Below are 26948 nucleotides of genomic sequence, written 5' to 3'. Positions count from 1 at the left end.
TTGATGCAGTTTATCGGGTTGTTTATGTAATTTATTTTCTTCAACCACGACAAGAAAGCCCACGCCATGAACGCCTTCGCCCTGCTTCCCCAGACTACGCGTCGCCAACTGCTTGCCTCGGCCCTGGTGGCGGCGGGCGTCCTCGGTTTGCCTGCAGGCGCGGCCTGGGCGCAAGCGGGCGCCAAGGGCGGTGCGGCCAACCTGGCCATGATTGGTGAGCCCCAGAGCCTCGACCCGATGATCAGCGCGACCGATCTGGTCGGCACCATCATGCAGCACGTGTACGAGCCGCTCTACACTTTTGATGCGCAGTGGAACATCAAGCCGCTGCTGGCCGAAGGCATGCCGGCGATCTCCGCTGATGGTCTGACCTACACCATCACCTTGCGCAAGGGCGTCAAGTTCCACAATGGCAAAGAGATGACGGCTGACGATGTGGTGGCCTCGCTCACGCGCTGGATGGAAGTGTCGGCTCGCGGCAAGGCCGTGGCGCAAGAGGGCGTGACCCTGGCCGCCAAAGGCCCGCTGACGGTGGAGTTCAAGCTCAAGGCGGTGTACGCGCCGCTGCTGGCGCACCTGGCCATGCCCAGCGGCATGGCCGGCATCATGCCCAAGGAAGCGGTGGCTGCGCAGCTCAAAGACTTTATTGGCACCGGCCCCTACAAGCTCAAGGAGCGCAAGCCCGACCAGTACACCGTGCTGGCCCGTTTTGACGAATACGCTGCCCGCAGCGAACCGGCCAGCGGCTATGCCGGCAAGCGCGAGGCGCTGCTGGACGAGCTGCGTTTTGTGCCCGTGCCCAATGCCACGACGCGCGTGGAAGGCGTGCTCTCGGGCCAGTTCCACTACTCGGATCTGCTGCAGGTCGAATCCATGGGCCGTATCGAAAAGGGCGCGCCCAATGTGGTGCCGATCCTGACGCAGAACTTCGGCTTCCCTTACATCGTCTTCAACACCAAGGAAGGCGTGCTGGCCAAGAAGGAGCTGCGCCAGGCCGTGCAAACCGCCATGGGCCCGGCAGAAATGCTGCAAGCCGGTTTTGGCGACAAGCGCTTCTTTGCCGCCGAGCCCAATTTCTTCCCCAAGGGCACGCCTTACTATTCGGACGCCGGCGCCAAGCAGTACAACCAGAAGAACCCGCAAGCGGCCAAGGACCTGGCTGCCAAGGCCGGCTACAAGGCTGAGCCGATTCGCATCATGGCCAGCCGCCAGTACGAGTTCCACTACAACATGGCGCTGGTGATGGCCGAGCACTTGAAGCGCGCCGGTTTCAAAACCGAGCTGCAGGTGGTGGACTGGGCCACCCTGGTGCAGCGCCGCAACGATGCCAAGCTGTGGGACGTGTACATGACCCACTCCGGCCTGTTCCCCGAGCCCATGCTGTCGCCGCCACAAATGGGCAGCGGCGCACCTGGCTGGTGGGAGACGGAGACCAAGAAGGCCGCGCTGCAAGCCTTCAATGGCGAGCCTGACGTGGCCAAGCGTGGCCCGCTGTGGGGCAAGGTGCAAGGCCTGATTTATGACGAAGTGCCGTTTGTCGAAGTGGGCAAGTTCAACGCGCTGTCGGCCCGCTCGGCCAAGCTGCAAGGCTACGCGCCCATGCCCTGGCCCTTCTTCTGGAACACCTCGCTCGCCAAGTAAGCAGCGCTCTCGGGTTTAGCCATGGTGCAATTTCTTCTCAAGCGCCTGGGCGGCGCGCTGGTGGTGCTCGCCATCGTCGCCGTGCTGGTGTTTCTGCTCACGCGCCTGGCCTCGGGCGATCCGGTGGCGCTGCTGCTGGGCGACCAGGCCACCGCGGCCGACATTGCCGCCGCGCGCGTGCAATACGGTCTGGACAAGCCACTGACCACGCAGTTCGTGCTGTGGATCGGCCAGGTGCTGCAGGGCAACCTGGGCCAGTCGCTGTTCTTGCAAATGCCGGTCACGCATGCGCTGCTGGAGCGCGCCGAGCCCACTTTGTTTCTGGCGCTGTTTGCCGTGTCGATTGCGGCCTTGATCGGCGTGCCTTGCGGCATGGCCGCTGCCGTGTGGCGCGGCAGCTGGGCAGACCAGATTGTCAGCACCGTGGCCATGCTGGGCGCCAGCATTCCGAGCTTCTGGTTCGGCCTGATTCTGATCCAGATTTTTGCCGTGCACCTGGGCTGGTTTCCGGCCTCGGGCTATGGCGATCCGGATGCCTCTTTCCTCGACCGCATCCAGCACCTGCTGCTGCCCGCCATTGTGCTGGGCGTGCTCAACTCGGCGCTGGTGATCCGCTTCACCCGCGCTTCGGTGCTCGACATTCTGGGTGAAGACTATGTGCGCACCGCCCGCGCCAAGGGCCTGGCCGAAGGCGTGGTGCTGATCAAGCATGTGCTGCGCAATGCGCTGGTGCCGATCGTCACCGTGCTGGGCCTGACCCTGGCTTTGATGATTGGCGGCACCGTGGTGACCGAGACCGTGTTCAACCTGCCCGGCGTGGGCAACCTGGTGGTGCGCGCCGTGCTGCGCCGCGACTACCCGGTGATCCAGGGCACCTTGCTGGTGATTGCGGCGATCTACGTGTTCATCAACCTGGCGATCGACCTGCTGTACACCGTGGTCGATCCACGCATCCGTCTGGAGGGCAAGTGATGAATGCAACAACTGCTCCCGCTGCTGTGGCCGCAAGCTCCAGCTGGGCCAACGCCAACTGGGTCAAAACCCTGAAGCGCCTGTTCGCCCGCAAGATTGTGCTGGTGAGCGCCATTGTGCTGCTGCTGATTGCGCTGCTGGCCATCTTCTTCCCGATGCTGACCGATGCCGACCCCAACGACATGAACATCAGCCTGCGTCTGCATGCCCCTTCGTGGGCGCACTGGGCGGGCAACGATGAGTTGGGCCGCGACGTGATGCTGCGCATCATCTACGGCGCCCGCTATTCGCTGATGATCGGCTTTTTCACCGCCGTGGGCGCCGTGGTGCTGGGCACCCTCATCGGCATGCTGGCCGGTTACTTCCGCCGACTCGACGCACCGCTGATGCGCCTGGTCGATGCCATGATGGCCTTCCCCGACATCTTGCTGGGCATTGCCCTGGTGTCGATCCTGGGCGCCTCGCTGTGGAACGTGATTCTGGCGCTCACCATCGTCTACACACCGCGTGTGGCGCGGGTGGTGCGTGCCTCCACCCTGGTGCTGCGTGAGCTGCTGTTTGTGGATGCGGCCAAGGCTTTGGGCGTGAGCACGCCGATGATTCTGTGGCGCCACATTCTGCCCAACCTGCTCTCGCCGGTGCTGGTGCAGGTGACCTTCATCTTTGCCTACGCCATCTTGGCCGAGGCCGGCCTGTCCTTCCTGGGCGTGGGCGTGCCGCCCGAGATTCCCACCTGGGGCACGATGATTGCCGGCAGCCTGGAATACGCCGACAAGGCTTTCTGGACCATCCTGACGCCCGGCATCGCGATTGTGTTGACCGCCTTGTCGCTGCAACTGCTGGGCGACGGCGTGCGCGATTTGCTCGACCCCAAGCTGAAGAAAAAATCATGATGAGCACTGCAACGGAAAACACCAGCGCTGCTGCCACCGTTACACCCCGGCTGGAGGTGCGCTCGCTCTCCACCTCGTTCGCCACCGACGGCGGGCGCGTGCAAAGCGTCTCGGACGTGAGCTTCCGCATCCTGCCCGGCCAGACGCTGGCGCTGGTGGGTGAGTCGGGTTCGGGCAAATCGGTCACCAGCCTGTCGCTGATGGGCTTGCACGCCAAAACCTCGCATGCGCAGGTCGATGGCCAGGCGAACTTTGTGCTGCGCGATGGCCGCACGGTCGATTTGCTGCGGCTCGACGCCAAGGCGCTGCGCGAGCTGCGCGGCAACGAAATGGCCATGGTTTTCCAGGAGCCGATGACCAGCCTGAACCCGGTGCTGACCGTGGGCGAGCAAATCGCCGAATCGGTGCGCCTGCACATGGGCTTGGACAAAGCGGCGGCTTTGAAGCACGCGCAACGCATGCTGGAGCTGGTGGAGATACCAGCCGCCGCGCAGCGCGTGCACGAGTACCCGCACCAGCTCTCGGGCGGCATGCGCCAGCGCGTGATGATTGCGCTGGCCATGGCCTGCAACCCGACCTTGCTGATTGCCGACGAGCCCACCACCGCGCTCGATGTGACGATCCAGGCGCAGATTCTGGCGCTGATGGGCCGGCTGCAAAAAGAAACCGGCATGAGCATTCTGTTCGTCACGCACAACCTGGGCGTGGTGGCGCAGTACGCCGATGCAATTGCGGTGATGTATGCCGGCCGCATTGTGGAGACGGCCAGCGTGCACGATCTGTTTGCCTCGCCCCGCCACCCATACACGCAAGGCTTGTTGGGCTGTCTGCCCGGCATGGCGCGCAAGCGCGAGCTGGAAGCCGTGGCCGCTGAAGTGCGTGCAAACGGCAAAGCCGCCTTTGTGCCCAGGCGCCGGCTGGACGCTATTCCCGGCCAGGTCTCCAGCCTCATGAGCCCGCCACCGGGCTGTGCCTTTGCGCCGCGCTGCAGCCACAAGCTGGCCGCATGCGAAGCCGCCATGCCCGGCCTCGATGTTTTGAACGCAGACAGCTGGCCTTTGCGCCAGGTGCGCTGCATCCGCGCAGGAGAAAGCGCATGAGCACTACCAACACCTTGGAGCGCCCCGCTGCCGTGTCCGCCAACCAGGCCGAGCCGCTGGTCCGCATCCAGAACCTGAGCAAGCAGTTTGGCACCGGCGCACACCCGGTGCGGGCGGTGGAGAACGTGTCCTTCGACATCTTCCCCGGCGAAACCCTGGGCCTGGTGGGCGAATCCGGCTCGGGCAAAAGCACCATCGGCCGCTTGCTCACGCGCCTGATCGAGCCCAGCGCTGGCAGCCTGCAGTTCCGCAAGGGCGGCAAGACGGTCGATCTGGCGCACCTGAGCCAGCGCGAGCTGCGGCCGCTGCGCTCGGATATACAGATCATCTTTCAAGACCCGTACGCCAGCCTGAACCCGCGCATGCGTATTCGCGATGTGCTGGGCGAAGCCTTGTCCACCCACGGCATGGCCACCGGCGCAGCGCGGCAAAAGCGCATCGAAGAGCTGCTGGAGCAGGTGGGCCTGCGGCCCGAGCACGCTGAGCGTTTTCCGCACGAATTCTCGGGCGGCCAACGCCAGCGCATCGGCATTGCACGCGCCCTGGCGGTGCAGCCGCAGTTCATCGTGGCGGACGAGCCGCTGTCGGCGCTGGATGTGTCGATCCAGGCCCAGGTGGTGAACCTGCTGGGCGACCTGAAAGACCGTTTGGGCCTCACGCTGTTGTTCATTTCCCACGACCTGGATGTGGTGGAATACCTCTGCGATCGCGTGGTGGTGCTCTACCTGGGCCGGGTGGTCGAGGTGGCACCGACCGAGGCCTTATACGCCCGGCCGCGCCACCCGTATACGCAGGCCTTGCTGGCGGCCGCGCCGATCCCCGATCCGGCGCAGCGCCGCACCATCCCGCTGCTCTCGGGCGATCTGCCCAGCCCCAAGAACCCGCCCAGCGGTTGCGTTTTTCGCACGCGCTGCCCGCAGGCCGAAAGCCAGTGCGCCCAGGCCGACATGCAGTTGCGTGCCGTGGGCGACGGCCATCTGCAGGCCTGCTGGAAAGTCAAAGATTGAAGGATTTGGACATGCAACCCGATTTCGAGTTGAACCACCGCTGCAAGAGTTTTCCGCTGAACGCGGCGCCCGTGCAGGCATCGCAAATCGCCGCCCGTGGCTGGAATGTGCTGCGCGACGATTTGCCTTACCCGCTGGCAGTCATCCGCCAATCCGCGCTGGCGCACAACGCCCGCTGGATGCAGGATTACGCGGCGCGGCGCAACATCCAGTTTGCGCCGCACGGCAAGACGACCATGTCGCCGCAGCTGTTTGATCTGCAGCTCAAAGGCGGCGCCTGGGGCCTCACCTTCGCCACCATCTACCAGTTGTCGGTAGGGGTGGAAGTGGGAATGCGCCGCGCCATCATCGCCAACCAGGTGGGGGCGCCGTCTGACCTGGATGGGCTGGACGCCTTGCTGGCGCAGCACAGTGATTTGCGCGTCTGGTTCCTGGTGGATTCCATCGCGCAACTGCGTGCCATCGAAGCCTGGGCGCAAGCCCGCAAGAGCCAGCGCGTTTTTGACGTGCTGCTGGAAGTCGGCATTCCCGGCCAGCGCACCGGCGTGCGTACTTTCGACGAAGCCATGGCGCTGGCCCAGGCCATCCACGCTTCGAGCGCTGCGCGCCTGGGCGGTATCGAGTGCTACGAAGGTGGCCTCACCCAGTGCAACAGCGCGCACGATGTGCCGGCTGTGGCCGAGCTGGTGCGCCGCGTGGTAGAGATTGCCAAGGCCTGCGATGCGCAAGCTTTGTTGCCCGACGCCGAGCCGATTCTGAGCGCTGGCGGTTCGGCCATTTTTGACTTGGTGGTGCCGCTGCTGCAAGGCGCGGGCCTGGCGCGCAATTTCATGGGCGTGCTGCGCTCTGGCTGCTACATCACGCACGACCACGGCAATTACCAGCGCTTGCTCAAGCTGGTGGAGCAGCGCGAAGGGCTGCAGGATTCGTTGCAGGCCGCGCTGGAAGTGTGGGCCATGGTGCAGTCGGTGCCCGAGCCGGGCTTGGCGCTGCTGACCTGCGGCCGCCGCGACATTTCTTATGACCTGGAGCTGCCTTCGGTACAGCGCTATGCGCCGCAAGGCAACAGCACTGCGCAGGCCGCTCCGGCCGGTTGGAAGATCAGCGCACTCAACGACCAGCACGCCTATTTGCGCTTTGACCCGGCGCAGGGCACGCCAGCCGTGGGCGACCGCATTGCGCTCGGCATCTCGCACCCCTGCACGACCTTCGACAAATGGCGCTGGCTTCCGGTGGTCGACGATGCGTGGAACTTGGTTGATGCGATCGAGACAAGGTTTTGACATGAACAGCAACCGGCCCGCACTGACCTTGCAGGTCCTGCAGCAACAGCAGGCTGAATTGCCCCTGGCGCAGCGCCAGGTGATCGACGTCATCTTGCAAGACCCGGGTGCCGCCGTGCTGGCCACGGTAGAGCAACTGGCGGCGCAGGCGAATGTATCCATGCCGACCATCGTGCGCATGTGCCGCCGCTTTGGTTTCGACTCGGTGCGCGAGTTCATGGTGGCGCTGGCGCAGACGCTGGCGGTATCGGGCTCGCACTTGCACCGCAGCGTGCAGGCTGACGATTCGACCGAGGCAGTGATCAGCAAAATATCCCACGCTGCGGCCGAGGCGCTGACCAACCTGGGCCGCAATCTGGATGCGAGCGTCATCAACGCCGCTGCCGCCAAAATGGCCAAGGCCACGCGCATCGATTGCTATTCGGTGGGCTCGGCCTCGTCCTTCATGGCCGAAGAACTGCAAAGCCGCTTGTTCCGCCTGGGGCTGACCGCGAACGCGATTTTCGACGCCCACCAGCAGCTGGTGTCGGCATCGACCTTGGGCAAAAAAGGCGTGGCCTTTGTCATCTCGCACGTTGGCCGTATGCCGTACACGCTGGAGGCGGCGCAGTTTGCCAAAGCGCAGGGCGCCACCGTGGTGGCGCTCACCCAGCCCGACACGCCGCTGGCCGAGATCGCCGACCATGTGCTGGCCGTGAGCGTGCCGCAGGACGCGGTGATGCGCGTGGGCACCGAGGCCTACCTGGCGCACCTGGTGGTGATCGAGATTTTGATGGTGCGCCTTGCGCAACTGGTCGACCCCAGCGTGGTCAGCAGCATGGCCCAGTACAAGCGCCTGCTGGAGACGCATGGTTTCGACAGCTACGAATACATGGGCTTCCAACAGCCGGCACAACAACGCCGCAGCGTGGAAGTGGCAGACGCCGCCTCGGCGCTCAAAGCCGCCAAAAAGAATCGAAAAAACGGCTGAACCAGCCGGTGCAACAGCGCGGAAAGCAAGCAATGGAACGCAGAGTGTGGTTGAGGAATGGCGTGGTGGTGGACGGCACCGGCAGCGCCGAATTTAACGGCGATGTCTGGCTGCAAGGCGATCGCATCATCGGCGTCTTGCCGGGCAACGATGCGGCCGAGCCGGCCTGGGTCAAGGCCTGGCAGCAGGAAGACCCGCTGGTGGTGGATTGCACCGGCAAGGTGATTGCGCCGGGCTTTATCGACGTGCACACGCACGACGATGCCGCCGCGCTGAACTCGCCCGGCATGCTGCCCAAACTGAGCCAAGGCGTGACCACGGTGATCGCCGGCAACTGCGGCATCTCGCTGGCGCCCGTGGTGACGGACAAGCCGATTGCGCCCTTGTCTTTGCTGGGCGACAAGCAGTTTCGCTTTACCAGCATGCACGAATACGCGGCAGCGGTTGACCAGGCGCAGCCTGCCATCAACATTGCCGCGCTGCTGGGCCACACCTCGCTGCGCATCAAGCACATGGCCGATCTGGACCGGCCCGCCAATGCCCAAGAGCGTGCGGCCATGGCCGAGGATATGCGCGAGGCCATGGAGGCGGGTGCTCTGGGCTTGTCCAGCGGCATTTTCTACCGCGAAGCCTATGCGGCCGATATGGACGAGCTGGTGGCCGTGGCCACCGTGGCTGCCAAGCATGGCGGCGTGTACGCCACGCATATTCGTGATGAGCTCGAAGGTATTCTGGACGCCATGCTGGAAGCCGCTGGCACGGCCAAGCAATCGGGTTTGCCGCTGGTTTTGTCGCACCACAAATGCGCCGGTTCGGCCAATTGGGGCCGCACCTTGCAAACCTTGCCGCTGGTGGACAAGCTGGCGCAAGAGCAAGAGCTGGCCATGGATGTGTACCCGTATACCGCCGGCTCCACCGTGCTGCGCGAAGACCTGGTTGATGGCGTGATCGACATTCTCATCACCCGCAGCGAAACGCACCCCGAGGTGGCCGGCCGCTACCTGCGCGACATTGCCAAGGAATGGGGCCAGAGCGAGTACGACACCTGCGTGCAGCTCAAGCCCGGCAATGCCTGCTATTTCCAGATGCGCGAGGACGATGTGCAGCGCGTCATCACGCACCCGCTGGCCATGATCGGCTCGGACGGTCTGCCCAACGACGAGCGCCCGCACCCGCGCCTGTGGGGCGCTTTTCCGCGCGTGCTGGCGTTGTACTGGCGCGAGAAGGGCGTGCTGGGTTTGGCGCAGGCGATCCACAAGATGACGGGGCTGTCGGCGGAGCGGTTCCGTATGGCCGACCGCGGCGTGCTGGCCGCTGGCAAGGCCGCTGATGTGGTGGTTTTTGACCCGCGCACCATCAAAGACAACGCAACCTTTGAAAACCCCAAGCAGGTCAGTGACGGCATTGAGGCGGTATGGGTGAATGGCGTGCTCAGCTACACCGGCGCGGAAGGTGCTTTGTCTGCGCGTGGGGGGCGCTTTGTGCGGCGGGCGGCGTGAGGGTTTGATGCTGGCGGCATCAAGCGCTAGGACGGTTGTTTAACTGGCGTTGTTTGGCCTTTGCTGGCGGCAGTTGGCCGGGTCTCGCCCCGGCAGGCGACCGACTTTCTTGCTGCACGGCAAGCAAGTCGGCAAAGAAACGTGCCCTACATCCAGCGTCCCCGAAAGCTTCGCGGTGCGAAACTTTCGGGGCAACCTGCGGCCACAACAAACGCCGGCGAGCGGCATAACTCGCTCCGCGCCAGGGCGCTGCGCTCAGACAGATGCCGCAAGTCAGAGTACGAAGTTTGGCTGCTCTTCGGCAGCCAAACCGCCGGCGTTTGTTGCGTCCGCAGGCGCTGGCTGAAAGGGTGGGGGACATCTTGAACAGCCGAACAGCCAACGGCCTGCATGGGCTGCGCTTATTCACTATTTTTGTTGGCGCGGGAACGGTAGTCTCAACCCAGTTGCGCGACGGCACGCAGCTGCTCGGGCGTGGTGCTGGGCAGGCCAAAGAATTCCAGGTAAGCGGGGATCTGTTCGAAGAGCATGTCGCTGCCCACTTGCACCAGGCAGCCGCGTTGTTGCGCGGCCAGCAGCAGGGCGGTCATCTCGGTGCGCAGTACCACTTCGCCCACCATGCAGCCGGGGCGTAAGCGCTGAACATCGATGGGCAGCGGGTCGTCGGCCTGCATGCCCAAAGGGGTGGCGTTGACGACCAAATCCATCTCGGCCGGGTCTTTGCTGCCGGTGCTCACCTGCAGCTGCGGGTAGTGCTGGCGCAGGCGCACAGCCAGCTGTTCGGCCACGGCTGGGCGCACATCAAACAGCTGTAATTGCGCTACGCCAGCGGCTGCCAGCGAGGCGGCGATGGCGCTACCTACGCCGCCGCTGCCTACAACCAGCGCACGTTGGCCGCTCAAATCCAAGCCTTTGCGCTGCACGCCGCGCACAAAGCCTTCGCCGTCGAAGAGATCGCCTTGCAGGCGGCCATCGGCACTGCGGCGCACGGCGTTGCAGGCGCCGGCAATTTGCACGGCTACGCTTGCTTCATCCAGCAGGGCGACGGTGCTCACCTTGTGCGGCATGGTGATCAAGGCACCGGCAATGTTGGTGAGCGTAAAAACCGCCCGTAAAAACGCCGCGTAATCGGGCGCCTGGCAGCCCATGGGGACGACCACCGCGTCGATGCCGGCTTGCTGGAAATACGGGTTGTAGATCTGCGGCGATTTGAAGGTGAAAGTCGGATAGCCGATATGCGCTATCAAAGAAGTGGTGCCGCAGATCATGACGCAGAGCAGAGAGTTTCAGAGGTTTACTTGCGCAGCTTGTCCAGCTCGGCTTGCAGTTCTTTGACGGTGTCGGCCACGGGTGCGCCGTGTTTTTCGATCACCGGCTTCATGCGCTCGCGGAACTTGGCCATTTCGGCGGCGGGCAGCTCGCCCACTTCCATGCCGGCTTTGCGCAGCGCGTCGATGTCGCCCTGGGCGCTGCTGCGGGCCAGTTGGCGCTCGAACTGCGCGGCTTCGGTGGCGGCGTCGGCGATGATCTTGCGCTCGGCGTCATTGAGCGTATCCCAGATCTTTTTCGAGAAGATCATCGACTGCGGGTTGTACTGGTGGTTGGTGAGCGTCAGGTACTTTTGCACCTCGGCAAACTTGTTGGCCAAGATCACGCTGGCCGGGTTCTCCTGGCCGTCCACCGCTTTTTGCTCCAGCGCGGCATACAGCTCGGGGAAGGCGAGCGGCGTGGGGTTGGCGCCCAGGGCCTTGACCCAGTCGATATTGATCGGGTTGGGGATCACGCGCAGCTTGAGGCCGGCCAGATCGTCGACCTTCTGGATGGCGCGCTTGCCGTTGGTGATCTGGCGGAAACCGAGCTCCCAGTAGGCGAGGCCCACGATGCCTTTGTCTTGCAGCTTGGCGTGCAGCTTCTGGCCGAAAGCGCCGCCTACTACGGCATCGACTTCTTTGGCATTGGCGAACATGAAGGGAAAGTCGTAGACGACAAAATCCTTCACCTGCGCGGCCAGAATGCCGGAGTTCAGCACCACGATCTCCAGCGTGCCGCCTTGCAGTGCGCTCACATTGGCGGCATCACCGCCGAGCACGCCGCCGGGAAAAATGTTGACCTTGAGCTTGCCGCCCGAGCGCGTGCCCACCAGCTCGGCAAATTTTTCGGCACCGGTGACCAGCGGATGGCCTTTGGGGTTTTGCAGCGCCAGCTTGAAGCTGCGCTCGCGCAGCTCTTGCGCGCTGGCCATGCCCAGCGTTGCCACGGCCAGTGCGGCCACCACGGTTTTCAGAAAAATGCGCTTCATTCTTGTCTCCTGTTGTTGGCGTTTGCCTTGTCAATAGAACCAGCGTGCGGGCACGGTCACCAGTTGCGGGAACAGCACCATCAAGAACATGAAGAGGAACTGCACCGCCATGAAGGGCAGCACGCCGCGGGTGACGTCGTCCATGCGGATTTTGCCGACGCCGGCCACGGTGTTGAGCACAGTGCCCACGGGCGGCGTGATCAGGCCGATGGCGTTGTTGATGATGAAGAGCACGCCGAAGTAGACCGGGTCGATGCCGGCGGCTTTGACCACGGGCATGAGCACGGGTGTGAGCAGCAAGATGGTGGGCGTCATGTCGAGCGCGGTGCCGACGATCATGACGAACACCATGATGGCGAACATCAGCAGGCGCGGGCTGTCGAGCAGCGGCTGCAGCAGTGCCACGATCTGGCCGGGCAGTTGCGCCACGGTGATGAGCCAGGCCGAGACCATGGCGGCCGCCACCAGAAACATCACCACCGCGCTGGTGCGGGCTGCGCTGACGAAGAGTGCAGGCAGGTCGCGCCAGCGGATTTCGCGGTACACGAACATGGCCACCAGCAAGGCGTACACCGCTGCCACCACGGCCGCTTCGGTGGGCGTGAAAATGCCGAACTTCAGGCCCAGCACCACGATCACCGGCAGCACCAGCGCCCAGGTGGCCTGGCGCAGCGCTTGCAAAATCTCTTGGCGGTTTTTGCGTGGCGGCGGTTGCACATGCTCGCGCCGCACCAGCCACCACCACATCAGCCACAGCGAGACGCCGAGCATCAAGCCGGGCACGATGCCGGCCAAAAACAGCTTGGAGATGGAGACGTTGGCGGCCACGCCAAAGATCACAAAACCGATGCTTGGCGGAATGACGGGCGCGATGATGCTGGCCGCCGAGATCAGCCCTGCAGCGCGGGCCTTGTCGTGGCCGGCGGCCACCATCATCGGGATCAGCAGCGCGCTCAGCGCCGCCGCATCGGCCACGGCCGAGCCCGACAGCGCCGCCATGATGACGGCGGCCACAATCGTCACATAGCCCAGGCCGCCTTTGATGTGGCCGACCAGCGCCATGGCGAACTGCACAATGCGGCGCGAGAGGCCGCCGGCGTTCATCAGCTCGCCGGCCAGCATGAAGAACGGCACGGCCAGCAGCGGAAAACTGTCGGCACCGTTGATCAGGTTTTGCGCCAGGATTTGCGCGTCGAACATGTCCAGGTGCCACATCAGCGCCGCGCCTGAGATGAGCAGCGAGAACGCGATCGGCACGCCCAGCGCCATGGCGATGAGCAGGGAGCCAAGAAAGATGGTGATCGTCATGGGGTGGCTTCAGCGCTGCGCATCGTGCGCGTGTTCTTCGCTCTCCTGGATGGCGAGCAACTCGTGGTCTTGCAGCTTGCCGCCCAAGAGGCGCAGCAGATCGCGCAGTACGATCAGGGCGCCGAGCACGGCAAACACTATGCCGCTGGCGTAGAACCAGGCCATGGAGACTTCCATCACGGCGCTGGTGGTTTCCCAGTTGATGCGGGTTTGCTCCAGCGCGCCGCGGAACACCAGCCAGCACACGCCGAGCATGGCCAGGTAGGCGAGTGCCAGGCACAGCTGTTTGCCGCGCCGGCCCAGGCGGCCTACGAGCATGTCGGTGCCCAGGTGGGCGCGGTCGCCCAGCGCGGTGATCGCGCCGAGAAAAGTCATCCAGACAAAGAGCCAGCGCGAGAGCTCTTCCGACAGGCTGATGCCGGAGTTGAAGGCATAGCGCAGCACCACGTTGCCAAATACCAGCACCACCATCAGCGCCAGGGCGATGGCCAGCAGGTAGTTGAGCACGGTGCAGTAACCGGCGATCAGGCGGTCGAGCATGGTGGGAATCGGCTGTGGCAGAACCAGTAATGTACTAACTGGTTAATTTTGCATGAAGCGCGTTTTCCCCAAGCTGGCGGCCCAGGCTTTCAAGTCGGCTGCGCGACACAGACAAAGCGCAGCACCATGTCGATGACATTGGCGCGGCGCCGGGCCAGCAGCTGTGCGCAATCGGGGTCGCGCTGGAAGATCAGGCCAAAGGTATAGCGGTTGGAGACGTTGAAAAAGCTCAGCGCCGAGATGGAGGCGTGGATGTCGACCGCGTCCAGCCCGGGACGAAACTCGCCGCTGGCCAGGCCGCGCTGGTAGAGCTGCTCGACGGCGTGAATCGCCGGTTTGTTGAGCTGCTCGATGAGCTCGCTTTGCGCCAGGTATTGGCCGCGCTGGATGTTCTCGTTCATCACCAGGCGGATAAAAGCCTGGTTGCTGTGGTGGTGGTCGAAGGTAAAGCCGACCAGGCGCTCCAGCGCCGCTACGGGCGGCAGGTCGTCCAGGTGCAGCTCGGCCTCGGTGGCCCGCGTGCGGCGGTAGGCTTCTTCCAGAACTGCCAGGTACAAGCCTTCTTTGCTACCAAAATAGTAGTAAATCATGCGCTTGCTGGTGTGTGTGGCGGCCGCGATGGTGTCGATGCGGGCGCCGTCGAGCCCCTTGTCGGCGAACTCGGCGCTGGCCATCTCCAGAATGCCGGCCATGGTGCGCTCCGGGTTGTGGCTGCGCTTGACGGCGGCGGGCGTCGGCGCATTCTCGCGCATCAGGTCTCTCCCAGGCTGTAGTGGACGCAAAGTATAGGGGAGCGGCAGGCTGGCAACAGCCGATGCGGCCGGGGCGCGCTGCCCGCCTATCGATTCGAAACGTGTATCAATCCATCGTTAGAAAGCATTGGACTCGAATCGTCAAACCCCGCACCATGGAGGCTCGGCCCGCAGAGGCTGGTTGACAAGCAGACAGGAGACATGAGCATGCAAAGACGCCAATTCGGAGTTTGGGCCGCCATTGCGCTGGCCAGCACCGTTGCCAGCAGCGCCAGCTGGGCGCAAGGCAGTTATCCGAACGCCCCCATCACCATGGTGGTGCCGTTTGCCGCTGGCAGCGGCACCGACGCAGTGGCCCGCGCCGTGGGCCAAGAGCTGGGCAAACGCCTCAAGCAGCCGGTCATCGTGGACAACCGCGCCGGCGCCAATGCGCAAATTGCCGCCGGCATTGTGGCCAAGGCCAAGCCCGACGGCTACACCTTGTTCATGACCACCAACACCTCACACTCGGCCAACCCCTGGCTGGTGAAAAACCTGAAGTACGACCCGGTCAAAGACTTCACGCCGATCGCCCGCGTGGGCGAGCTGCCTTTTGCCTTGGTGGTGCACCCGTCGCTGCCGGTCAAATCGGTGGAAGAGCTGATCGCCTATGCCAAGGCCAACCCGGGCAAGCTGTCTTACGGCACGCCCAACAGCACCTCGCTAGTGGCGTCGGAAACGCTGCGTTATCTCTCGAAGATCGACATCGTCGGCGTGCCCTATAAATCAAGCCCGCAAGCGCTGACCGATCTGATGGGCGGCCAGATCCAGATGTATGTGCCCGATCTGGGCTCAGCCTGGAGCACGCTCAAGACCGACCGCGTGCGCACGCTGGCCGTCACTGCCGCCAAAGGTACCAAGCTGCTGCCCGATACGCCGCCGATCGCTAAAACCCTGCCGGGCTTTGACATCACCTCGTGGAACGGCATCTTCGCGCCAGCCGGCACACCGCCCGAGGTGGTGAACAAAATCAACACCGAGCTGCAAGCCGTGCTGGCCGACGAAGCGGTGCAAAAGCAGCTGGAGCAGATCGGCTTTGAAGTCTGGCCCACCAAGACGCCGCAGGAGTTTGCGCAGTACGTGAACGATCAACTGGCGTACTGGGGCAAGCTCGTCAAACAGGCCGAGATTCCCGCGCAGTAAAGCTGCCAGCGCCGCCCAGATACCGCTATTACCGCCACTTCACCGGTTATTGCCATGCCCTCCAAATACCTGATCCGCGCCGCCGATGTGCCGGCCTACAGCCCGGCCAACCACACCGGCACCTTCAACCGCCGCCTGGTCAGCCAGGCCAATGTGGGCGCACAGCACATGGAAGTGGTGCTGGGCGAAATAGCCAAGGGCGGCGGCGCGCTGCCGCATGCCCACCCCGGCATGGAGCAAGCCTGCTACTTGCTGGAAGGCACGGCCCATGTCGAGGTGGAAGGCGAATCCTTCGAAATGCTGCCGGGCGACACCTGCTTTTTCCCGGCCGACAAAATGCACATCTTCCAAACCACCAGTGACACGCCTGCCAAGCTGCTGGTGATTTACAGCCCGCCTTACGGTGAGAACCCAGCCCGTGTACGCCGACCTGACGGCTCCAGCCACTGATTTTTGAATTGCGTTATTGAGAGAGAAACACCATGGATTTCGCCCTGACCGAAGAGCAGCAACAGATCATCGACGCCATCGAAAAAGTCTGCGAACCGTTTGACGCCGATTACTGGCATGCCCGCGACGAAGACGGCGCCTTCCCCGAGGCCTTTTACCGCGCCCTGGCCGATGCCGGCTGGCTGGGCATTGCCATGCCCGAAGCCTATGGCGGCGCCGGCCTGGGCATTACCGAAGCAGCGTTGATGATGCACACCATTGCTGCCACGGGCGCTGGCCTCTCGGGCGCATCGGCCGTGCACATGAACATCTTCGGCCTGCACCCGGTGGTGGTGTACGGCACGGACGAACAAAAACAACGCATGCTGCCGCCGCTGATTGCCGGCAAAGACAAAGCCTGCTTTGGCGTGACCGAGCCCAACACCGGCCTGAACACGCTCAAACTCAAGACCCGCGCGGTGCGTGGCACCGATGCGCAGGGCGAGCACTACATCGTGCATGGCCAAAAGGTGTTCATCTCTACCGCGCAAGAGGCCAGCAAAATCTTGCTGCTGGCGCGCACCAAGCCGGTGGAAGAATGCAAGGGCGCCGAAGGCCTGAGCCTGTTCTATACCGACTTTGATCGCACGAAAATCGAGGTGCACGAGATCCCCAAAATGGGCCGCAAATGCGTGGACACCAACCAGCTGTTCATCGACGGCCTGCGTATCCCTGTGGAAGACCGCATTGGCGAGGAAAACCGCGGCTTTGAATACATCTTGCATGGCATGAACCCCGAGCGCATTCTGATTGCCTGCGAGGCCATCGGCCTGGGGCGCGCCGCTTTGTCGCGCGCAGCCAAATACGCCGGTGAGCGCGAGGTGTTCAACCGCTCGATTGGCAAAAACCAGGGCATCCAGCACCCGCTGGCCGAGCGCTGGATCGAGCTGGAGGCCGCCTACCTGCTGGCCATGAAAGCCGCCTGGCTGTACGACCAGCACAAGCCCTGCGGCGCCGAAGCCAATGCAGCCAAGTTCATGGGCGCGGAAGCCGGTTTCCGCGCATGCGAAACCGCGATATTTACGCACGGCGGCATGGGCTACGCCAAAGAGTTCCATGTGGAGCGCTACATGCGCGAGAGCTGGATTCCGCGCCTGGCGCCGGTCAGCCCGCAGCTGATTCTTTGCTTTATTGCCGAGAAGGTGCTGGGCCTGCCCAAGTCGTACTGAGCGCCGCTGACAGCGCATGCCTGCCGCGCCGCGCAAGCCTGCCAGCCCCGCCGGGCTCGGGCATGATACGCAGATGAAAACCCATTTGCTGCGTTACTTTGTGGTGCTGGCCGAGGAGCTGCATTTTGGCCGCGCGGCCCAGCGCCTGTCGATCACGCAGCCACCGCTGTCGGTGGCGATCAAGGCGCTGGAAGAAGACCTGGGCGTGCGCCTGTTCGAGCGCGAGGCCAAACAGGTGCGCCTCACCGCCGCCGGCGCCGCTTTTCTGGTGGAAGCACGCCTGGTGCTGGGCCAGATACAGCGCGCTGCTGATGTGGCGCGCAACGTGGCCCAAGGCCGCCAAGGCCAGCTGGCCATTGGCGTGACCGGCTCCATGATTTTTCGCGACCTGCCGCGCGTGCTGGATGCCTTTGGCGCGCAGCGGCCGGATATCGACATTACCTTGCACGAGATGTCCACCACCGAGCAGCAAGCCGCCATCTTGCGCGGCCAGTTGCAAGGCGGCTTTGTCAACATCATCACGCCTGCACCTGGTTTGGAGTTGTGGCCGCTGGCGCCCGACACCCTGGTCTGTTGTTTGCCAGAAAGCCACCCGCAGGCGCAGCAAAGCAGCATCGATCTGCGCAGCCTGGCGAACGAGCGCTTTGTGATGTTTGTGCGCGAAGTCAGCCCCGCCAACTACGACAACGTGATCGCCTGCCTGCACAACGCCGGCATCCACCCGCGCACCAGCCATGCCGTGCGTCAGTGGCTGGCCGTGATTGCGCTGGTCGCCATCGGCCAAGGCGTGGCGCTGGTGCCCTCGTGCATGCAACGCGCCGGCATGGCCGGCGTGCGCTTTGTGCCGCTGCAAAGCAGCAATGGCATGACAGCCCACACCGCCGGCGCCTTTCTCTGGCACCCGCAAACCATGTCGGCACCGCTGCAGGCGTTTATTGAGGTGGTGCGGGGCGAGTGAGTTGTAACAAAGGAGATGGCAGGTATTGCACAGTGGGCCTACAGTGAGCGCCATTCTGTTTTGTTGAACCACCATGGACTACTGCCTCAGCCCCTTGCCGAATGTAGAACCCGCCAGCTTCGTGCTGCCGCCGGGTGCTTGCGACACACACGCCCATGTGGTAGCCGAAGACATGCAGAAGTACCCTATGGTGGCTAACCGCAGCTACACACCGCACCCCGCTACCGAAGGCGATTATTTGCAGATGCTGCACGCCACGGGCATGGAGCGCGGGGTCTTGGTACAAATCAGCGTGTACGGTACCGATAACCGCTACATGCTGGAGGTGCTCTCACGCCACCCCCAGAAGTTGCGCGGCATTGCCGTGGTCGATGCGGATATTTCGGAGCAAGAGCTGGAGCGCATGCACCACCTGGGGGTACGGGGCCTGCGCATCAATGTCTTGTTCGGCGGCGGCATAGGCTTTGCGGCGATGGAAAAGCTGGCGCAAAAGATCGCGCCGCTCGGCTGGCATATGCAGTTTTTGCTGGATGCAGCGCAATTGCCTGAGCTCATGCCGCGGCTGGAGAAGTTGCCTGTCATTGGCGTTGTAGACCATATGGGCCATACCCCCGTGGCCTCAGGTTTGCATAGTCCTGCCATGCAGTCACTGCTGCATCTGATGAAGGACAAAGGCTGGTGGGTCAAGCTCTCGGGCGCGTACCGCATCGGCGAGGAGTTTCCGGGTTTTGCCGATGTGGTGCCTTGGGCACAACAGCTGTATGCTGCGGCGCCAGAGCAGTGCGTCTGGGGCAGTGATTGGCCCCATGTAGCACTGCAAAAGATGCCCGATACCGGCGCCCTGCGCAACCAGCTGCCTCGGTGGTTGCAAACAGCTGAGGACCTGCAGCAAGTGCTGGTGCACAACCCGCAAAAGCTCTACGGGTTCGAGGACAAGTACTGAAAGAAGGTCGAAGGGTACGACGCAGCGGGCGCTGTGTCGGCTTACACCGGCCCGTGGTAAGGAGGCGATATGCGGTGGTTTAAAGAACTGAGTGGTGCGGAGAAGAAAACCTTTGTCGGTGCATTTGGCGGCTGGGCTATTGATGCCCTGGACTTCATGGTTTTCACGTTTGTGATCTCCACGCTGATTACGCTTTGGGGTATCGACAAGAGCCAGGCCGGCATGCTGGGGACAGTCACTTTGTTGTTCTCTGCCATAGGCGGTTGGATAGCGGGGATCTTGGCTGATCGCTACGGGCGGGTGCGAATTCTGCAGTACACCATTCTGTGGTTTTCTACTTGTACGGTGTTGATAGGCTTTACACAGAATTTTGAACAGTTGTTTGTTCTGCGGGCTCTCCAGGGGCTGGGTTTTGGAGGTGAATGGGCCGTGGGCTCGGTGTTGATGGGCGAGATTGTGCGCGCCGAGCACCGGGGCAAGGCTGTGGGCACTGTGCAAAGCGGCTGGGCGATTGGTTGGGGGGCTGCGGCTTTGCTGTACACCGTTGCGTTCAGCGTGCTGCCACCCGAGATTGCATGGCGCAGCTTGTTCTGGATTGGCGTATTGCCGGCGCTGCTGGTGCTGTTCATCCGCAAGCATGTCCCCGAACCTGAAGTGTTCCAACGCACGCAGAAAGTGCGAAGAGAGAATGCTGTCAGCTTTTGGGCCATTTTTTCACCTCGTCTGCTCAAGACGACTTTGCTCACCGCGGTGCTATGCACCGGTGTGCAAGGCGGTTACTACGCGATTACCACCTGGTTGCCAACTTACCTGAAAACTGAGCGCGGGCTGTCGGTGCTCAACACGGGCGGCTACTTGGGCGTGATCATTCTGGGCTCGTTTGTTGGCTATATTTGTGGCGCTTATTTGGCGGACAAATGGGGGCGCAAGGCAAATCTTTTCGTGTTTTCTGTGCTCTCCTGCCTGAGCATCTATTTCTACACGCAGTTCCAGCTTTCTAACGATCTGATGCTGGTGCTTGGCTTCCCGCTGGGCTTTGCGGCCTCTGGCATCTTCAGCGGCCTCGGCGCCTATTTGACGGAGCTGTTCCCGAACGAGCTGCGCGCCAATGGGCAGGGCTTTGCCTACAACTTCGGGCGCGGCATTGGGGCTCTGTTTCCCACCTTGGTGGGCTTTTTGGCGCAAAAGCACGGGCTGGCCTGGGCGATTGGTGCATTCGCAGGGGGCGCTTATCTGGCGGTAATTTTGATCACCTTTTTCCTACCGGAGACCAAGGGACGCGAGCTGCATACTGCCAGCCACTAGCAAATGGGCAGTGCCAGATGCAAGCCAGATCCAGCCCGCCCGTGAGCGGGCTTATTCCACCTGGATGTGGTTGGCCTGGATCAGTTGCTTGAAAAAAGCACTGTCGTCTTGGATCTTGCGGGCGAAAGCCTGGGAGGGCAAATAGTCCGGATACTGGCTGAACTTGAGCAGCATCTCGCGCGTCGTTGGCAGTTGGAGAATTTTTTCGGTTTCTGCCGCCATCCGTTCTACGATGGCTTGCGGTGTGTTCTTGGGAGCGAAAAGGCCAAACCAGGAGCGAGAGTCCACATTCAGCCCTTGCTCCTTGGCGGTCGGAATGTCTGGCAGCTCGGGGTGGCGTACCCGGCTCAGGACACCAATCGCTTTGGCGTTGCCGTTCTGAATTTGCGCCAGGCTGACCGGGTCGAACTGGAGGTCGATGCGCCCGCCCATCAGGTCGGACAAGGCATCTGCCGATCCCTTGTAGGGCACATGGAGCAATTGAATGCCCGCCACGCTGCTGAGCATTTCTCCGGACAGGTGGGTAGCGGTTGCCAGCCCTGCGGAGCCATAGCTGAATTTGCCAGGGTTCTTCTTGGCTTGCGCCACCAGCTCCCTGAGGGTGTTAAAAGGCGCGTCCTTGCGAGCTGCTGCAATGGAGTAGCTGCCTGACAGTTGTGCGATGGGGATGAAATCCTGGTCTGGCTTGTAAGGAATTGCCCGCAGGTGCTGGGTGATGGTGAAGACGGCGTTGGGGGCCACGAGAAAGGTGTAGCCATCTCCGGCAGCGCGTGCAGCCGCCTCGGTGCCGATGATGGCGCCCGCTCCCGTCTTGTTCTCGACCATGATGCTTTGGCCCAGCGCGACGCCCAGTTTGTCGGCCACAAAGCGGGCTATCGCGTCGGCATTGCCGCCTGGCGAATACGGAACAATGATGCGCATCGGCTTGGTGGGCCAGTTTGCCGGGTTGGTGGTTTGGCCGATGGCAGGCGGCAAGGCCGCCAGCAGTGGCGTGAGGCCGGCCAGCGCAAGCAGGAAGCGCCGACGCAGAGATCGGGAGTGTGATGGCATGCAGGTGTATCTCCAGAAAGCGAATGGCGAGGAGCAGGTGTTGGGGTGAGGCTGGCTGGTGGAGCTTCAGAGCCCTTGGTAGGACGGCGTGCGCTTCTCGCGGAAGGCATTGCGTCCTTCTTGCGCGTCCAGGCCTTCGTTGACCTGTTTGAGTTGGCGTACCGTTTCTGCCATCAGCTCCGAGGGCCCTTTGGGCAGCACATGTTGGTTGACAAAGCGCTTGAGCGTGCGCAGCACCAAGGGCGCCGACTGGGCCAGCGCCTCCGCGTGTTGCATGGCGGTTTCCACTTGTTTGCCGACAGCGGTGATTTCGTTTGCCAGGCCAACGTCATAGGCGCGCTGTGCTGGCACCGTGCGCCCCAGCAGCATGATGTCCATGGCCACCTTGTGGGGGATGCGCGAGGCCAGGCCGCTGATCATGCCGCCGGTGAAGCCCAGGCGGGCTTCCGGGTAAGAGAACTGGGTGTTCTCGGCCGCCACCAAAATGTCGCACATCATGGTCAGTACCATGGCACCGCCCACTACCCAACCTGCGGTGGCGGCGATGACAGGCTTGTCTGTGGTGAAGCCGGAACCTGGGATGCAGCGCCACAACTCGGGCAGATTGCTGACATCCGCGCCCGAGGAAAATGCCTCGTTGCCGGCACCGGTGATGACCGCGACGCGTTGCTCGGAGGCATCGAACTCTTCGAAGGCGGCTTGCAGCTCCAAGGCGGTGTCTTTGCAGATGGCGTTTTTCCGTGCGGGACGGTTGATGGTGAACAAGCTGACTTTACCGTGGTGTTCAATGGTGATCTGTGGCATGGGAATGTCTCCTGTGGGTGTTGAGGGTGAGAGCGTGCTTTGCTCAGCTGGCTTGATCGATGCGCGCGCGGGCATCTACCGCAACGACGCCTTGGCCTTGCAGGCGAACTTTGAGAGGGTTGATCTCGATCTCGAAATCTGAGCCGGCGCCCTGGGCAGCAAGGTCGTGGGCCAGCCAGCTCAGGCGCACCACGGTGTCGACGACAGCGTCCACATCCAAGGGGCCGCGGCCTCGATAGCGCTTCAGCAGGGGGGCGATCTTCAGCGCCTCGATGGCGCGGCGGGCACTGAGCGCATCGACTGGCGCCGGCAACAAGGCAACGTCTTTGAGCAGCTCCACCAGTACGCCGCCGGCGCCCACCAGCACCTGGGCGCCAAACTGCGCATCGAGCCGTGCGCCGACAATCAGCTCCAGCTCGCCAGATTCCTGCGATTGCAGGGAATAGCCATCGATGCGCGCTTGCGCTGCGGCTTGGGCGATGCTGGCCTGCATGGCTGCAAAGCGCGTGCGCAGATCGCTGGCGCTGACGATGTTCAAGGCGACGCCGCCCACATCGGATTTGTGCACGATGTCGGGGGAGATCACCTTGAGCACCAGGGGGAAGCCCAACTGCTCTGCCGCTGCCAAGGCCTCGTCGAGCGTTTGAACCACTCGCTCCTGGTTGACGCGAATGCCCGCTTGGGCGAGCAAGGATTTGCTGGCGGACTCTCCCAAGGCGCCGTGCGGGGTTTGGATGGGCGGCATGCCCGATGGGCGCACAGGCGCAGCAGGCGCCTGGTAGCTCGACCACTGCTTCCATCCCTTGAGCACATCCATGGCTTCTGCCAGCGTGTCGACATAGGGCAGGCCGCGCTCAACCAGCATGGCGCGTGCGGGCGCCGCAACGCGGCCAGGCAGCATCACGTAGAGTGCAGGCTTGCCCAGAGCCGCCGGGCGCTCGGCGCCATCGGCGAGTTGGCGCGTCAGCCCGGGCACGTCGGGTGCCGTGGTCAGCACCATCAGGCCCAGGTCGGTGTCGGGATCGCTCAAAGCCAGCTCGGCCGTGACCACGCCGAGTTCATCGGTGCCATCGTGTTTTCTGCCGCCCACGTCGATGGGGTTGGCGGCCTGGCCTTCCGAATAGTGCTCCGCCAGCCCCGCCTGGGTGTTGGCGTTGAAGCGGGCCAAGCCAATGCCTGCGTGGGAGAGCTGATCGGCGGAGATGGCGCCACCTCCGCCTGAGGTGGTGATGACCGCCACTTTGCGCATTGGCCGATTCGGATAACGCACCATGGCGCGCGCCAGGCTCAGCATGTTCAGCGGGTCGGTCATCATGACCACGTTCTCGCGTTCACAAATGGCCTGCAGCGCGGCAAAGTCACCTGCCATGCTTGCCGTGTGCGAGTAAGCCGCGCGGCTGCCGTCATCGGAAGCACCGGCTTTCACCATCAGCCAGGGCTTGCCGGCGGCACGGGCTCGGCGGGCGAGCGCCACAAACCTTTCAGGTGATTTGATGCCTTCGACATAGCTGCAGATGACCTGCGTTCGCTCGTCGTCGATGAGGAATTCCACAAAGTCGTTGAGTTCCAGATCGGCCTGGTTGCCCACCGAGACGCAGTGGGAAAAGCCGATACCCATGCCGTGCGAGCGATCGAACAAGGTGCCCATCAGCGCGCCGCTCTGGCTGACAAAGCCGATGGGCGCCTCGATCAGCTGCTCCACATTCAGTGCTGGTGAGGAGCACAGCACCAGCTTGTTGGCCGGGCTGATCAGCCCCAGGCAATTGGGGCCGATCAGGCGCATGCCGTGCTCAGCGGCGGTCGCTACCACCTCTTTCTCCAACGCCAGGCCTTCGGCGCCTGCGTCGGAGAATTTGGAGGTGATGATGATGCCGGCCTTGGCACCATGGGCGGCGCAGGCGGCAATCTCGGCTTTCACCTTGTCGCGTGGCAAGGCCATGATGACCATGTCGGGCGCCGTGGGCGTGGCCGAGACATGGGGAAAGGTTTTCAGGCCGAACAGCGTATCGCGCCCCGGGTTGATGGGGTAGACGGTGCCGGCGTAGCGGTGTTGCAAAAGTGTTTTGTACAAGCGGCCGCCAAATTTGCTCTGGTCTTCCGATGCACCGATGACGGCCACGGAGCGCGGGTTGAGCAAGGTCTTCAGTGGCGTGGGGGAAGGGGTTGGGGTCATGGTGGTTCCTCCTCAATGCAGTGGCTGTCAGCCTGGGTGGGGTGCGTTGCGGTATGCGGCTATGCGCTGTTTGAGTCCGGGCGGCGAGGCTGACTGCACCAGGCGCATGAGATCCTGGGCATCTCCGTCGTCGCCGCGTGGTCTGCGGGTTGGCTCCAGTGCGGAGTGAATGGCGCGCTGTGTGCTCTGTTCAAGCCGGCGCAGGCGCTTTTGCAGTTGCGCCAAGGCCGCATCAAGCTCATAGACCTGAAGGCAGCGGGTGGCCAGGCCTGAGTCCAAGGCCTCGGTGCGATCGATGGATGAGCCGTTTTGCAACCATTGCGCGGCTTGGGCAGCGCCTACCAGGTCGCCAAGGCGAGCGGTACCCAGCACCAGCCCAAAATTCACGCCAGGAAAGGCGAGCTTGGCGTCGTCAACAATCCAGCGCTCGCTGCACGCGCAAAACAGGTCGGCCCCGGCGCCCATGGTGCGTCCGTGGGCCAGTGCCAAGGTGGTGAAGGGGGCACGGAACACCAGTTGCAGCAACAGCTCGATGCGGGTGAAGCGTGCCAGCAGCGTGTCATCCGTTTCCGCATCCAGGTCTGACAAGTCAAAGCCAGTGCAGAAATGCCGCCCATCGCCCGACAGCACCAGGAGTCGCAGGCTGGGATCTTGCGTGGCTCGGCTGATCTCGCTGGTCAGCGCATCCACCAGCGCGCTGGACAAAGCGTTGCCCTTTGGCGCACGCTGCAAGCACAGATACAGGGTGTCGTCTTCACGACGTACCAGCAGATCGGCGGGGGTCACTGTTTCTGCGGTACTCATGCCTGCTCCTTGGCCCAAAGGTTGGGAGCCAAAGCGTTCGAGTAGCCAGAGACGAAGGGCTTGACCTCGTCGGTGTCGGCTACGAAAACGTGGCGCTGAATACGGCCAATGTTGCCGCCATACAGGTGGATGCTGATAGACGTGCGGTCATCGTAGGCATTGCGTACCCGGTGGATATCGCCGATGGTCGGTGACACCATGCCAATATCCCCGGGGTGCAGCTGTTGCTCGGGGCCATTCGGCGCCAATACGCCATTGGGCTGGCGCTGGTAAGCCTGTTCGTATTCGCTGCCTCGCAGCATGCCGATGATGCCCCAGACGGTGTGGTCGTGAATCGGGGTTTTTTGCCCTGGCCCCCAGACAAAACTCACCAGCGAGAAGCGGTCCAAAGGGTCGCCATACAAGAGATGTTGCTGGTAGTGCAGCGGGTGGCTGGCGGTCATGGCCTCGGGTAACCAGTCGTCGCAGGACACCAGATCTTTCATCAGCGGCGCCGCAGCGGCGAGCCACTGGGTGTCATGGGATGGTCCTTGCTCGACGAGCCGGGTCATGGCCGTCACGAATTGCAGCAGTCGAGATGTAGTCATCAGGCAGCCCTCCCTGCGTAAAGTGCACGCAGCTCTTGCGTGTGCTGCCCGAGTTCGGGCGGCATGGACCGTATGGCAAAGCCTTCGCCATTGAGCCGCACGGGCGAGGCGAAGGTCTGTGTGGTGTTTCCGTTGGGGAGCTCCAGCGGCTGTACCCATTGCATGAACTCCGTCTGGATATCGGAGAGCGCAGCCGCGTAGTCGTTGATGCGGGCATGCGGCACCCCAGCGGCTTTGAAGGCCTCGATCCAGTGGGCGACAGGGTGTTGGCAGAAGACGCCTTCGAGAATCTCTTTGAGCGCAGTTTGGTTTTTGGCGCGGTCGGTGGTGCTGACAAAACGGGTGTCGTGCTGCAGATCGGGCAACTGCACCACACTGCAGACATTGAGCCACAGCTTGTGGTTGCCGGCGGCAATCGCAAAATAGCCATCTGCGGCCTTGAAGGCCTGGTAAGGCGCATTGCGCGGGTGCGCCGAGCCCAGCTTCACGGGGCTGCGGTGGTTGCCAAAGTACTCGCTGGTTTGCAGCGCCGCTATACCCAGTGTGCAGCCGAACATGGGAATATCGATGTGGGCGCCTTGGCCGCCTGCGCGCACATGGGCGAGCATCGACGCAATGGAAAACGCGGCATACAGGCCGGAGGCAAAGTCAGACAGAGGGACTCCACACTTCACCGGTGGCCCGTCGGGCTCGCCGGTCACGCTCATGACACCGGCTGCGGCTTGAATGGTGAGGTCAAAGCCGCCTTCTGCGGAGCGCGGCCCGCTTTGGCCAAATGCCGATATGGAGCAGTAGAGCAGTTGCGGCTTGGCCTCGGCAAAGTCTGCGTAGCCCAGACCCAACCTGTCCATGACGCCGGGCCGGTTGTTCTCCACCACGATGTCCGCATCCAGAATCATGGCGCGTGCGAGTGCGGCGTCTTCGGGAGTTTTGAGATCCAGCACTACCGAGCGCTTGTTGCGGTTCAGCGAAGCAAAGTTCTCGCTGAAGCCTTGGTTCAGCGGTGGCCATTGGCGCAGGCCGTCGCCGGCAGGAGGTTCTACCTTGATGACATCGGCTCCCATGTCCGACAGCAGCATCGCTGAGAACGGGCCAGCTGCAGTGGAGCAGAATTCGATGACGCGGACGCCGGCAAGTGGAAGCGTAGGAGGCATGGGTGTGGGCATGGAGAAAAGTCCTCAAGTGCTGGAAATCAATGGCCAAGGCGGCAGATGTCGGGG

Annotated in this window: 25 protein-coding genes; 14 read left to right on the top strand and 11 right to left on the bottom strand. The window is 63.0% G+C overall.

Annotated features, from left to right (window positions below; all coding sequences use genetic code 11):
• The first annotated feature begins 66 nt into the window (after positions 1-66).
• Genes ACFIQF_RS04695 through ACFIQF_RS04660 form a run of 8 tightly spaced genes read left to right on the top strand, consistent with a single transcriptional unit; the run spans position 67 to position 9365 of the window.
• On the top strand, positions 67-1641 hold the full coding sequence (locus ACFIQF_RS04695) for an ABC transporter substrate-binding protein (protein ID WP_393940606.1): 1575 nt from the start codon (positions 67-69) through the stop codon (positions 1639-1641).
• A 21-nt stretch (positions 1642-1662) separates the two neighbouring features.
• Complete coding sequence (locus tag ACFIQF_RS04690; protein ID WP_393940603.1) at positions 1663-2613, top strand: ABC transporter permease; 951 nt, start codon at positions 1663-1665, stop codon at positions 2611-2613.
• On the top strand, positions 2613-3506 hold the full coding sequence (locus ACFIQF_RS04685; protein ID WP_393940601.1) for an ABC transporter permease: 894 nt from the start codon (positions 2613-2615) through the stop codon (positions 3504-3506). Before ACFIQF_RS04690 ends, ACFIQF_RS04685 begins: the two co-directional genes overlap by 1 nt.
• Positions 3503-4606, top strand: coding sequence for an ABC transporter ATP-binding protein (locus tag ACFIQF_RS04680; RefSeq protein WP_393940598.1), 1104 nt, complete (start codon positions 3503-3505; stop codon positions 4604-4606). Before ACFIQF_RS04685 ends, ACFIQF_RS04680 begins: the two co-directional genes overlap by 4 nt.
• Entirely contained in the window at positions 4603-5613 is a 1011-nt protein-coding gene (locus ACFIQF_RS04675; RefSeq protein ID WP_393940595.1) for an ABC transporter ATP-binding protein, read from the top strand. The genes ACFIQF_RS04680 and ACFIQF_RS04675 overlap by 4 nt, the downstream gene beginning before the upstream one ends.
• Before the next feature lie 11 nt (positions 5614-5624).
• Positions 5625-6896 (top strand): amino acid deaminase, encoded by a 1272-nt coding sequence (locus ACFIQF_RS04670; RefSeq protein WP_393940593.1) that lies wholly within the window; start codon positions 5625-5627, stop codon positions 6894-6896.
• A complete protein-coding gene (locus ACFIQF_RS04665; RefSeq protein WP_393940590.1) occupies positions 6874-7866 on the top strand; it encodes a MurR/RpiR family transcriptional regulator in 993 nt (330 codons plus the stop codon). The genes ACFIQF_RS04670 and ACFIQF_RS04665 overlap by 23 nt, the downstream gene beginning before the upstream one ends.
• Before the next feature lie 32 nt (positions 7867-7898).
• A complete protein-coding gene (locus ACFIQF_RS04660) occupies positions 7899-9365 on the top strand; it encodes an N-acyl-D-amino-acid deacylase family protein (protein ID WP_393940587.1) in 1467 nt (488 codons plus the stop codon).
• Positions 9366-9802: 437 nt separating this feature from the next.
• Here the strand turns inward: ACFIQF_RS04660 and ACFIQF_RS04655 are convergent, their stop codons facing one another.
• The 5 genes from ACFIQF_RS04655 to ACFIQF_RS04635 form a co-directional block, all read right to left on the bottom strand.
• Complete coding sequence (locus tag ACFIQF_RS04655; protein ID WP_393940584.1) at positions 9803-10633, bottom strand: shikimate dehydrogenase family protein; 831 nt, start codon at positions 10631-10633, stop codon at positions 9803-9805.
• A 26-nt stretch (positions 10634-10659) separates the two neighbouring features.
• Entirely contained in the window at positions 10660-11664 is a 1005-nt protein-coding gene (locus ACFIQF_RS04650; RefSeq protein ID WP_393940581.1) for a TRAP transporter substrate-binding protein, read from the bottom strand.
• A gap of 30 nt (positions 11665-11694) precedes the next feature.
• Entirely contained in the window at positions 11695-12972 is a 1278-nt protein-coding gene (locus tag ACFIQF_RS04645; RefSeq protein ID WP_393940578.1) for a TRAP transporter large permease subunit, read from the bottom strand.
• Positions 12973-12981: 9 nt separating this feature from the next.
• Positions 12982-13512, bottom strand: coding sequence for a TRAP transporter small permease (locus ACFIQF_RS04640; RefSeq protein WP_393940576.1), 531 nt, complete (start codon positions 13510-13512; stop codon positions 12982-12984).
• A gap of 89 nt (positions 13513-13601) precedes the next feature.
• The gene (locus tag ACFIQF_RS04635) at positions 13602-14264 is read right to left on the bottom strand and encodes a TetR/AcrR family transcriptional regulator (RefSeq protein WP_393940573.1); all 663 of its coding nucleotides are present in this window, start codon (positions 14262-14264) and stop codon (positions 13602-13604) included.
• A gap of 207 nt (positions 14265-14471) precedes the next feature.
• Between ACFIQF_RS04635 and ACFIQF_RS04630 the strand changes: the two genes are divergently transcribed.
• The 6 genes from ACFIQF_RS04630 (at position 14472) to ACFIQF_RS04605 (ending at position 20310) form a co-directional block, all read left to right on the top strand.
• Positions 14472-15446, top strand: coding sequence for a Bug family tripartite tricarboxylate transporter substrate binding protein (locus tag ACFIQF_RS04630; RefSeq protein WP_393940570.1), 975 nt, complete (start codon positions 14472-14474; stop codon positions 15444-15446).
• A 54-nt stretch (positions 15447-15500) separates the two neighbouring features.
• Positions 15501-15896 (top strand): cupin domain-containing protein, encoded by a 396-nt coding sequence (locus ACFIQF_RS04625; protein ID WP_393940567.1) that lies wholly within the window; start codon positions 15501-15503, stop codon positions 15894-15896.
• A gap of 32 nt (positions 15897-15928) precedes the next feature.
• The gene (locus ACFIQF_RS04620; protein ID WP_393940565.1) at positions 15929-17104 is read left to right on the top strand and encodes an acyl-CoA dehydrogenase family protein; all 1176 of its coding nucleotides are present in this window, start codon (positions 15929-15931) and stop codon (positions 17102-17104) included.
• A gap of 73 nt (positions 17105-17177) precedes the next feature.
• A complete protein-coding gene (locus ACFIQF_RS04615) occupies positions 17178-18062 on the top strand; it encodes a LysR family transcriptional regulator (RefSeq protein WP_393940562.1) in 885 nt (294 codons plus the stop codon).
• Between the two features lie 73 nt (positions 18063-18135).
• Complete coding sequence (locus tag ACFIQF_RS04610) at positions 18136-19005, top strand: amidohydrolase family protein (protein WP_393940560.1); 870 nt, start codon at positions 18136-18138, stop codon at positions 19003-19005.
• Positions 19006-19074: 69 nt separating this feature from the next.
• Positions 19075-20310, top strand: a complete 1236-nt coding sequence (locus tag ACFIQF_RS04605; RefSeq protein WP_393940557.1) for an MFS transporter — start codon at positions 19075-19077, stop codon at positions 20308-20310.
• A 51-nt stretch (positions 20311-20361) separates the two neighbouring features.
• Here the strand turns inward: ACFIQF_RS04605 and ACFIQF_RS04600 are convergent, their stop codons facing one another.
• The 6 genes from ACFIQF_RS04600 to ACFIQF_RS04575 all read right to left on the bottom strand — a co-directional run bounded on the left by ACFIQF_RS04600 (position 20362) and on the right by ACFIQF_RS04575 (position 26882).
• Positions 20362-21360 (bottom strand): Bug family tripartite tricarboxylate transporter substrate binding protein, encoded by a 999-nt coding sequence (locus tag ACFIQF_RS04600; RefSeq protein WP_393940554.1) that lies wholly within the window; start codon positions 21358-21360, stop codon positions 20362-20364.
• 66 nt (positions 21361-21426) lie between these two features.
• Positions 21427-22164, bottom strand: coding sequence for an enoyl-CoA hydratase/isomerase family protein (locus ACFIQF_RS04595; protein WP_393940551.1), 738 nt, complete (start codon positions 22162-22164; stop codon positions 21427-21429).
• A gap of 43 nt (positions 22165-22207) precedes the next feature.
• Positions 22208-24337, bottom strand: a complete 2130-nt coding sequence (locus ACFIQF_RS04590) for an acetate--CoA ligase family protein (protein ID WP_393940548.1) — start codon at positions 24335-24337, stop codon at positions 22208-22210.
• Between the two features lie 27 nt (positions 24338-24364).
• Complete coding sequence (locus ACFIQF_RS04585) at positions 24365-25141, bottom strand: enoyl-CoA hydratase/isomerase family protein (protein WP_393940545.1); 777 nt, start codon at positions 25139-25141, stop codon at positions 24365-24367.
• Positions 25138-25728: a cysteine dioxygenase family protein gene (locus ACFIQF_RS04580; RefSeq protein ID WP_393940542.1), complete on the bottom strand. Its 591-nt coding sequence runs from the start codon at positions 25726-25728 to the stop codon at positions 25138-25140. The genes ACFIQF_RS04585 and ACFIQF_RS04580 overlap by 4 nt, the downstream gene beginning before the upstream one ends.
• Complete coding sequence (locus ACFIQF_RS04575; RefSeq protein ID WP_393940695.1) at positions 25728-26882, bottom strand: CaiB/BaiF CoA transferase family protein; 1155 nt, start codon at positions 26880-26882, stop codon at positions 25728-25730. Before ACFIQF_RS04575 ends, ACFIQF_RS04580 begins: the two co-directional genes overlap by 1 nt.
• Between the last annotated feature and the right edge of the window lie 66 nt (positions 26883-26948).

Origin of the sequence: Comamonas trifloxystrobinivorans (genome assembly GCF_043359985.1) — a bacterium.
Taxonomy (GTDB): Bacteria; Pseudomonadota; Gammaproteobacteria; order Burkholderiales; family Burkholderiaceae_C; genus Comamonas; species Comamonas trifloxystrobinivorans.
The sequence above is the reverse complement of the archived record's forward strand: the minus strand, read 5'-3'. Positions and strand labels throughout refer to the sequence as shown.

Bases quoted from the DNA above. Each gene is read 5' to 3' on its own strand.
- ACFIQF_RS04695 (WP_393940606.1), top strand. From the start codon at position 67: ATGAACGCCTTCGCCCTGCTTCCCCAGACTACGCGTCGCCAACTGCTT.
- ACFIQF_RS04690 (WP_393940603.1), top strand. From the start codon at position 1,663: ATGGTGCAATTTCTTCTCAAGCGCCTGGGCGGCGCGCTGGTGGTGCTC.
- ACFIQF_RS04685 (WP_393940601.1), top strand. From the start codon at position 2,613: ATGAATGCAACAACTGCTCCCGCTGCTGTGGCCGCAAGCTCCAGCTGG.
- ACFIQF_RS04680 (WP_393940598.1), top strand. From the start codon at position 3,503: ATGATGAGCACTGCAACGGAAAACACCAGCGCTGCTGCCACCGTTACA.
- ACFIQF_RS04675 (WP_393940595.1), top strand. From the start codon at position 4,603: ATGAGCACTACCAACACCTTGGAGCGCCCCGCTGCCGTGTCCGCCAAC.
- ACFIQF_RS04670 (WP_393940593.1), top strand. From the start codon at position 5,625: ATGCAACCCGATTTCGAGTTGAACCACCGCTGCAAGAGTTTTCCGCTG.
- ACFIQF_RS04665 (WP_393940590.1), top strand. From the start codon at position 6,874: ATGCGATCGAGACAAGGTTTTGACATGAACAGCAACCGGCCCGCACTG.
- ACFIQF_RS04660 (WP_393940587.1), top strand. From the start codon at position 7,899: ATGGAACGCAGAGTGTGGTTGAGGAATGGCGTGGTGGTGGACGGCACC.
- ACFIQF_RS04655 (WP_393940584.1), bottom strand. From the start codon at position 10,633: ATGATCTGCGGCACCACTTCTTTGATAGCGCATATCGGCTATCCGACT.
- ACFIQF_RS04650 (WP_393940581.1), bottom strand. From the start codon at position 11,664: ATGAAGCGCATTTTTCTGAAAACCGTGGTGGCCGCACTGGCCGTGGCA.
- ACFIQF_RS04645 (WP_393940578.1), bottom strand. From the start codon at position 12,972: ATGACGATCACCATCTTTCTTGGCTCCCTGCTCATCGCCATGGCGCTG.
- ACFIQF_RS04640 (WP_393940576.1), bottom strand. From the start codon at position 13,512: ATGCTCGACCGCCTGATCGCCGGTTACTGCACCGTGCTCAACTACCTG.
- ACFIQF_RS04635 (WP_393940573.1), bottom strand. From the start codon at position 14,264: ATGCGCGAGAATGCGCCGACGCCCGCCGCCGTCAAGCGCAGCCACAAC.
- ACFIQF_RS04630 (WP_393940570.1), top strand. From the start codon at position 14,472: ATGCAAAGACGCCAATTCGGAGTTTGGGCCGCCATTGCGCTGGCCAGC.
- ACFIQF_RS04625 (WP_393940567.1), top strand. From the start codon at position 15,501: ATGCCCTCCAAATACCTGATCCGCGCCGCCGATGTGCCGGCCTACAGC.
- ACFIQF_RS04620 (WP_393940565.1), top strand. From the start codon at position 15,929: ATGGATTTCGCCCTGACCGAAGAGCAGCAACAGATCATCGACGCCATC.
- ACFIQF_RS04615 (WP_393940562.1), top strand. From the start codon at position 17,178: ATGAAAACCCATTTGCTGCGTTACTTTGTGGTGCTGGCCGAGGAGCTG.
- ACFIQF_RS04610 (WP_393940560.1), top strand. From the start codon at position 18,136: ATGGACTACTGCCTCAGCCCCTTGCCGAATGTAGAACCCGCCAGCTTC.
- ACFIQF_RS04605 (WP_393940557.1), top strand. From the start codon at position 19,075: ATGCGGTGGTTTAAAGAACTGAGTGGTGCGGAGAAGAAAACCTTTGTC.
- ACFIQF_RS04600 (WP_393940554.1), bottom strand. From the start codon at position 21,360: ATGCCATCACACTCCCGATCTCTGCGTCGGCGCTTCCTGCTTGCGCTG.
- ACFIQF_RS04595 (WP_393940551.1), bottom strand. From the start codon at position 22,164: ATGCCACAGATCACCATTGAACACCACGGTAAAGTCAGCTTGTTCACC.
- ACFIQF_RS04590 (WP_393940548.1), bottom strand. From the start codon at position 24,337: ATGACCCCAACCCCTTCCCCCACGCCACTGAAGACCTTGCTCAACCCG.
- ACFIQF_RS04585 (WP_393940545.1), bottom strand. From the start codon at position 25,141: ATGAGTACCGCAGAAACAGTGACCCCCGCCGATCTGCTGGTACGTCGT.
- ACFIQF_RS04580 (WP_393940542.1), bottom strand. From the start codon at position 25,728: ATGACTACATCTCGACTGCTGCAATTCGTGACGGCCATGACCCGGCTC.
- ACFIQF_RS04575 (WP_393940695.1), bottom strand. From the start codon at position 26,882: ATGCCTCCTACGCTTCCACTTGCCGGCGTCCGCGTCATCGAATTCTGC.